Below are 4603 nucleotides of genomic sequence, written 5' to 3'. Positions count from 1 at the left end.
CCCTGTTCGTCGTCGATGTATTCCACAATATCGGGAAGATTGCACCGGAGAATCCGGCACAGGGCGTTCAGCGTGTTGGTGGACACGGATTCCCTTGCCTTCAGCCGCCGGATGGTGGAGCTGCTGATCTCGCCCTTGAACTGGAGCGTGTAGGTGGTGGCGTGCTTTTCTTTCATGGTAGCCCACAGCGGCGCGTAGGAAATCATGTTTCTCCACCTCCCTCTTGCAATTATCTTCATTATTGCCTATAATGAGAGAAAACTGTTATAGGCAATAATGCCCATACAAGAGGAGCGCAGAACCAAGCACCAAACGACAGGAGGAACGAGATACAGTCCTATCCGGTGCGGATCGACCTATCTCCGGCAGCTGGAGGAAGAGCGCCGGGAGCCGCCCAAAACGCCGTGGATCGCCCACGCCGCCCTGTGCGGCCTGGGGGTGCTGGTGTTTGGCTTCGGGGTCCTGGGAATCCGCCTGACTGGGAAGATCGAGAGGACCGGACGGGACCTGGAGCTGTCCGGGCCGGGACCCTCGCCCTCTACGTGGGACCATTGCTGCTGGTGGACCGGCCCGTGCGGGACGGGGCCAAGCAGATACCGGACGAGCGGTACGTGTACTACCGTTCCGCCACGGAGGGGGACCTCCAGTGCGCCGTGACGCTGATTGCGGAGAAGCAGCTGATGCAGCCGTTGGAGTACCTGCCGGAGACGGGGACCATCCTGTCCATCACCGACATGGCCGGGGTCCTGCGCACGGGCGGGGAGGAGATGGCGCTTCCCACGCCGGCGGGGTGCTGGCTGTACGGAGATTTGGCGGTGTTCATCTGCGATGAGGTGGAGGGCTACGACGCTCTGACCCGGGAACAGGAGGCGCTGTTTGACCTGCTGTATTCCCGGGTCCTCAGCGGCGACGTGGCGGCGGGGAACCTGCCCACCCGGAGCTTTGATTTGCCCTACGAGCTGAAAAGCCGGAGTTCAATCAGGTGCTGGAGCTGTATGAGGCGTCTGTTGGAAAGGACGATTACCCAAATCACGGCTGTCGTAGGGACGATGGGCGGATCGTCCGCCGGGCCTATTGCTGCGGCATCATCCATTCGCGATGAGATCATGGAGACAGGAGTGAGAAAAATGGAAAGGAAACAAGACTGGACGCGGGGCCTGACACTGGCGCTCTGTGTGGTCCTGCTGATATTGAGCTTTGGGCAGCGTCGTCGGATTTCCGATTTGGAACAGGACGTATAGAACGCCCAGAACAGTATTATGGACAATGTGAGCAGCTTGGAAGCGCAGGTCGCTTCCCTGCGCTCTGATTTGGAAAGTGCGGATAATCTGGTCCTGGATTGGAGCTACACGCCTGCGCTGAACCGGGAAAGGCGGGGCTTGGACGTGGAAGTGACCGTCAAGCTGAAGGAGTGGAGGGAGGACACCGCTCTGGAACTGCTTTGGACCTCTATGGGTAGCCCGAACAGCAAGGGCAGCCTGCCGATGGTTTACGACGGCACAGGGAGCTTTACCGGGAAGGTGGAGATTCCCTTAAACGGCTCCAGGATCGTCAGCCTGGACGCCGCCATCCAAAACGGCGAGACCCGGCGTCAGGAGAGCCTGGGGGAGCTGAGAGATACTGCCATGCTGCTGCCGGTCCAATGCGACTCTTACGGTATCAGCGGACCGGAGTATGAGCAAAGCAAAGACGGCGGCGGGGTGTTTACGATTTCAAATTTCCATACCGGCGTGTACGGTTATTTCGAGAAGGTCCCCAAGACCGACGGACAACACATTCCGCCTCCTGCGCAATGGGAAGCTTGTGGCGGAGCTGGCCGCAAATCCGGGAGATGAGGAGAGCAATTATGCTGATGGGAAACTCTCGGCGGAGCCGGCCGCGAGCCCGGAGCGGGCGCAGGGCGACTATTTTGGCATTGGAGAACTCACGACGGAATGCCAAAAGGGGGATGTGCTGACCTGGACCTTCTTCTGCCGGGACGAGTCCGGCGTTGGATATGAGTTTTTCTTGGAGGAATGGACGGTTGAACAAGATGGGCTTTCTCCGAACGCGCAGGGGGTGGAGTGGCCGAAGCTGACTTGGGACTGAGCCGTATAAGCCGATGAACAATTTTTAATAGGAGGGGTTTGTCATGACGATTACGAAACTGGTGAAAAATCAACAGCAGCAGCGAATCGGAGAACTGAACCAGCGGCAGCAGGGGAAGCCCCATGTCAACCCCTACGGTACACCCGGCATGAGCCTGAACGACGCCGGAGACTACCGGAAAATGGTCCCTGTGGATGAAGGCGTGGTGCGGCAGATCAAGCAGATTGCGTTGGACCACATGAAAAAAGGCTATGGAGTCAGCGACGGTGAGGACATCAGCAAGGCCATCCGGGATTATACGATGTCCCTGGCGCCGGAACAGCGGCTCAGCGCGTCCTGGACGCTGAATGAGATCTTCCACAGCGAGGCCACCCGGCTGGGCGAGTACGTCCACCAGCGCGTTCCTGGCTGGAATTGGGGCAAGCCCTTTGACACCAGCATTTTGGAAGTCTATCAGCAGGGCGTGGATATGCAGGTATAACGAACGCCAGAGGTACGAGGAATTGCCTTGATCTTAATTGGAATACAGCTTGCAGTCTTCACCATCACTGACCCTTGGCTTCCGATACTCGGCGGAGATTTTGGAAGAGTCATGATTTTTGTGATGTCTGTCGCGGCAAGTATCACTGGACTTGTTTTGTGCTTTAGAAGTGAGTCGAAGAAGTAACTCGTTTTTATCAACGCATAGACTACGGTATTTTGGACGGCAGGCATAGTGTGAAGGGGAGTAAGCGTGTTGAAGAAAAAATCATCGGCTGTAGTGTGCATTTTGGCCGTGGTAGCGCTTGGCATTCTAATATGGCTCTATGGCTATCACAATCAGAAAAGCAATGATAATCTCCCCGCTCTTTCTTCGATAGCAGAGATGGAAGAGGCGGACGTAAACGAATTGTTGGCTGGATACCACAGAACCCAGCTGAGGACCGTTTGGGAAGAGCCTGCTTTTACCAACACAAATTCGGATATATGGGAGATAGACGGAAAGACAACCCTTGGCGTCAGTTACAATAACCGAGAGAAAGTCGTTGTTTGCAGATTAACTATAGGAGACCAGCTTACTGATTCATAGACTGTCTCGTCTTCTGTGGCGGAAACGGGAGGCGGTGATACCTTTGATCTGGCCGGAGAGTTTGCGGAAACCATCTCACAAATCCTTGGCGCCGGCAGCTGGGCCGCATTTGACGAGGAGCATCAGAGCCTCGCTGTCAATTTGACAGATATGAGCGAAACGGACTATGCAGATTATATGAAGTCCTTGCAGCAAGCAGGCTTTTCTGTAATCGAGGGTACATCCGAGAACATTGAGAGACAGGACTATACCTCTACTGGTGTGCTCCAGTCGAACGGAAAGAAAAATCGTCCCTTTTCCTTTCGTGTTATTGGTTCAAAACTCTTGCAATAATTGGCATGGTAAATTTCATTTTTATACGGGGGTGAAATAATGGCGAAGAAGAAAACGGCACTCATCATAAGCGCCGTTGTTTTAGTGATAATTGTTTTTGCGCTTAGCCTGAATGTCTTTGTAATGCAGGAATTCATTAAAACGTACACTTATGCCGAACTCGAATATAGAGGTTACACCGCACAGGATGTTAGTGAAATCAAAGTAAAACACTCTTATCTGAATCGCATTCTTACTTATAACGAATGGATAATATCTGTAGAGTTTGAGGAAGAACCTGATATTCTTTTTCAGTTCACCTATCGAGATGATAAAATTATTTTTGAAGGGGTAAGCTCCGAGCCTATGCTTGATAAAGAAGAGCTTTTGGATTATTCGGAAAGGTTCAAGAACGGAACCTTATTAGGAGAATAAGTTCCAGTTTATCGACCTGATGGAAAAATAGGAGGAATCGAAATTGGAAATTGTTGCGGCTATTATCACCCTTGCGGTGGGCGTTCTGGCAGAAGCGACCATCGGCATCAGCTGGAATATGCGCGGTGTAGGGACGCTGCTGGGCGTTGCGATCATGGGAGCGTTCATCCTGTGGGCGGTCCGGCATCCGAAGGACAGAGAAAAATAGTTGTTGGGGGAAAAAGTATGGAAAAAATTTCTGTGTTATTAATTTCTGTGCCGCTAATGATAGCAGCTATTGTGTGTACTTTATTTGCTGATAGGATAGATACGACTGTTAAAGGAGATAAAAAGGTTAAAAAAGTGATAGTCGTATTTGGCGTGGGAGTATTTTTAATTTGTACGTTTGCTATTGCTGTAAGTATCTTAGCGTAAACATCCAAATCTGAAAAATCCAGTTTATCGGCCTGATGAAAAATAAATGCAGGCAATTCTGCAATCCCTATAAATCTTCTTTGGGAGGAACCGCTATGAATATCTCAAGTTTTGGAAACGTCCCCAATATCACAAACTAGATCACCACCGGCGCGCCCCAGGCGGGCTTCCGCTGTGACCCCAGCGCGGCGGTGCGCTCCGCTGGCAAGAGTGTGGCCCGCGGCATGGATATCAGCGGCATCGGGACTCTGAAAAGCATGGATGAAGCCGCCCGGCAAGGCTACC

The 4603-nt window shown here is 52.7% G+C and carries 11 protein-coding genes; 9 read left to right on the top strand and 2 right to left on the bottom strand.

Features of this window, described 5'->3' with window-relative positions; genetic code table 11:
• Positions 1–206 (bottom strand): helix-turn-helix transcriptional regulator (locus tag QZ329_RS15070; protein WP_295753831.1); only part of this gene is annotated, 206 nt, incomplete at its 3' end.
• A gap of 336 nt (positions 207–542) precedes the next feature.
• On the opposite strand from QZ329_RS15070, the gene QZ329_RS15065 reads away from it, so the two are divergent.
• The 9 genes from QZ329_RS15065 to QZ329_RS15025 all read left to right on the top strand — a co-directional run bounded on the left by QZ329_RS15065 (position 543) and on the right by QZ329_RS15025 (position 4318).
• Complete coding sequence (locus QZ329_RS15065) at positions 543–1241, top strand: hypothetical protein (protein WP_295753830.1); 699 nt, start codon at positions 543–545, stop codon at positions 1239–1241.
• An 18-nt stretch (positions 1242–1259) separates the two neighbouring features.
• Positions 1260–1835, top strand: a complete 576-nt coding sequence (locus tag QZ329_RS15060) for a hypothetical protein (protein WP_295753829.1) — start codon at positions 1260–1262, stop codon at positions 1833–1835.
• Positions 1804–2088: a hypothetical protein gene (locus tag QZ329_RS15055; protein WP_295753827.1), complete on the top strand. Its 285-nt coding sequence runs from the start codon at positions 1804–1806 to the stop codon at positions 2086–2088. Before QZ329_RS15060 ends, QZ329_RS15055 begins: the two co-directional genes overlap by 32 nt.
• A 43-nt stretch (positions 2089–2131) precedes the next feature.
• The gene (locus QZ329_RS15050; RefSeq protein ID WP_295753825.1) at positions 2132–2569 is read left to right on the top strand and encodes a hypothetical protein; all 438 of its coding nucleotides are present in this window, start codon (positions 2132–2134) and stop codon (positions 2567–2569) included.
• 252 nt (positions 2570–2821) lie between these two features.
• Entirely contained in the window at positions 2822–3157 is a 336-nt protein-coding gene (locus QZ329_RS15045; protein WP_295753823.1) for a hypothetical protein, read from the top strand.
• 15 nt (positions 3158–3172) lie between these two features.
• Entirely contained in the window at positions 3173–3490 is a 318-nt protein-coding gene (locus tag QZ329_RS15040; protein WP_295753821.1) for a hypothetical protein, read from the top strand.
• A 39-nt stretch (positions 3491–3529) separates the two neighbouring features.
• On the top strand, positions 3530–3904 hold the full coding sequence (locus tag QZ329_RS15035; RefSeq protein WP_295753819.1) for a hypothetical protein: 375 nt from the start codon (positions 3530–3532) through the stop codon (positions 3902–3904).
• Positions 3905–3947: 43 nt separating this feature from the next.
• Positions 3948–4112 (top strand): hypothetical protein, encoded by a 165-nt coding sequence (locus QZ329_RS15030; RefSeq protein WP_295753817.1) that lies wholly within the window; start codon positions 3948–3950, stop codon positions 4110–4112.
• A 17-nt stretch (positions 4113–4129) separates the two neighbouring features.
• The gene (locus tag QZ329_RS15025; protein WP_295753815.1) at positions 4130–4318 is read left to right on the top strand and encodes a protein CrcB-like protein; all 189 of its coding nucleotides are present in this window, start codon (positions 4130–4132) and stop codon (positions 4316–4318) included.
• Between the two features lie 104 nt (positions 4319–4422).
• Here the strand turns inward: QZ329_RS15025 and QZ329_RS15020 are convergent.
• Positions 4423–4603: hypothetical protein (locus QZ329_RS15020; protein ID WP_295753813.1), on the bottom strand; the 181-nt coding region annotated here is incomplete at its 5' end.

Origin of the sequence: uncultured Oscillibacter sp., from assembly GCF_910579365.1 — a bacterium.
In the GTDB taxonomy this organism is placed as follows: Bacteria; Bacillota; Clostridia; order Oscillospirales; family Oscillospiraceae; genus Oscillibacter.
The sequence above is the reverse complement of the archived record's forward strand: the minus strand, read 5'-3'. Positions and strand labels throughout refer to the sequence as shown.